Origin of the sequence: Streptomyces huiliensis (assembly GCF_020037025.1) — a bacterium.
In the GTDB taxonomy this organism is placed as follows: domain Bacteria; phylum Actinomycetota; class Actinomycetes; order Streptomycetales; family Streptomycetaceae; genus Streptomyces; species Streptomyces huiliensis.
In genome coordinates, this window is the sequence record NZ_JAIQLH010000477.1 from 1 (window position 1) to 1351 (window position 1351).

Here is a 1351-nt window from a genome sequence, read left to right on the forward strand (position 1 = left end):
GTCCATCCAGGCCCAGGTGGTCAACCTGCTGAAGACGCTGCGGCGGGACCTGGGCATCGCCTTCCTGTTCATCGCCCACGACCTCGCCGTCGTCCGGCACTTCTCGCAGCGGGTGGCGGTGATGTACCTGGGGCGGATCGTGGAGGTGGGTCCCCGCGACGCCATCTACGGCCGTCCCCGGCACCCGTACACCCACGCCCTGCTCTCCGCCGTCCCCGAGGTCCCCGAGCCGGGCGCCCCGGCGGAGGCGACCCCCCAGGAGCGCATCCGCCTCACCGGCGACGTCCCCTCCCCCGTCTCCCCGCCCTCCGGCTGCCGCTTCCGCACCCGCTGCTGGAAGGCGGCGGAGAAGTGCGCGCTGGAGGAGCCGCCGCTGGTGCGGGCGGAGGGGAGCGGAGAGGGGCATTTGTCGGCTTGTCATTTTCCGGAGCGGGTGGCTTCGCCGACAGAGTGAGCCGGGGCCGGACGGCCGTCAACGCTTCGTGGGCGCCCCCGTCGGCTGCCCGGAGCCGGAAAACCGGGACGGCTCCGGCGGGAGCTCCGGGGGCCTCTTCCACAAGGGCCGTGACGCCAGGTACGTGGTGCGGGTGAGCGGAGCTCCGGCCTTCAGGCCCGCCCAGAACCTGTCGTCCGGAGCCGCGTCCTTCACCAGCGTCTCCGACCGCTCCAGGGCACGGTGAGTGTGCCGGTCGAGGATGATCCGAAATCGCTGGTTACCGCTGATGTAGTCGAAGCCCGTGCCGGCCCGCCCCGCGCTGTCTTTCACCGTGCCGATCTTCCGCACACCGGGAGCGGTCGACAACAGCTCACCGAAGGCCGCCCGGAGCCGGGACGGCGCGGGAGACCGGGCGAGGACTTCCGTGACGCCGAAGAAGTAACTGCCCTCGAACATGTCGTTGCCCGCGGGCCCTTTGTAGCCGAACTTCTCCTTGAGGGCCTTCGGGTCGGTGGGGAGCTTCCCGAACTCGTCCCAGGGGATGGCCACGCCGTTCACCTGGAAGTCGGGGCCCCTGCTTTCTCCGCCTTCCAGACGCACGGGCCCGCCTTCCGGCCGGGTCCAGACCGCGTCCCGGCTGTACCAGGTGGTCGCCCGGTCCACCGACCTCTCCGGGAATCCCTTGCTCTGGTACAGGTAGACGGTCCGTTCCTCCCAGTACGGGGCAACACTCTCCGACGGCTCCACTGTCGTGTCCGCCATCGGGACCCGCCCCCCGCCGGGCCCCGGCCCGAACCAGACCGCCGCCCCCACGGCGACCGCCACCACCGCGGCGGCGGAGACGAGCACCGGCGCGCGGCGGCGCCACCGGGCGCGGATCGGCGCAGAGCCGCCCGTGTCCGGCGCGCGCGTGCC

Annotated in this window: 1 protein-coding gene and 1 pseudogene; one reads left to right on the forward strand and one right to left on the reverse strand. The window is 72.4% G+C overall.

The window, feature by feature from the left end:
* Positions 1-454 (forward strand): oligopeptide/dipeptide ABC transporter ATP-binding protein (locus JNW98_RS35270; protein WP_223772344.1); only part of this gene is annotated, 454 nt, incomplete at its 5' end.
* A gap of 18 nt (positions 455-472) precedes the next feature.
* Here JNW98_RS35270 and JNW98_RS35275 read toward each other — a convergent pair.
* Positions 473-1351 (reverse strand): annotated as a pseudogene (locus tag JNW98_RS35275) (hypothetical protein); the annotation flags it as partial.